This window comes from Falsihalocynthiibacter sp. S25ZX9, assembly GCF_041205405.1.
In the GTDB taxonomy this organism is placed as follows: Bacteria; Pseudomonadota; Alphaproteobacteria; order Rhodobacterales; family Rhodobacteraceae; genus Falsihalocynthiibacter; species Falsihalocynthiibacter arcticus.
This window is the reverse complement of record NZ_JBGFCD010000313.1, coordinates 1-286: the sequence shown is the minus strand read 5'-3', so window position 1 is coordinate 286 and position 286 is coordinate 1. Positions and strand designations below refer to the sequence as shown.

The window sequence follows — 286 nt, the reverse complement described above, 5'->3', positions numbered from 1 at the left end:
TCGAGCGGTGACAATTAGGGCATTCCCGCCGCCGTCATGCAGCGCTGCATCCAACGATTGAAAGCGTTATGAGCAATGATAAGCCCGTATTCAAACTCCGACGCCTCCCAGCCATCGCCCTCCGCCAAGTGACGGGATGAAACAATACGTCGATTATTCGGGGGCATGGTAATAGCAACTCGCAGATAAATTAAAGATAAAGTATCAACATAATGCGACTAATACTTCGCATTCGCAAGCTTTCTAACAGCAAAAACATACGTGACTTACCCCAGAGAATGCGAAG

Annotated in this window: 1 pseudogene; it reads right to left on the bottom strand. The window is 47.9% G+C overall.

Annotated features, from left to right (window positions below):
• Positions 1-23 precede the first annotated feature (23 nt).
• Positions 24-167 (bottom strand): annotated as a pseudogene (locus tag AB9F29_RS22390) (transcriptional regulator); the annotation flags it as partial.
• Positions 168-286: the final 119 nt, after the last annotated feature.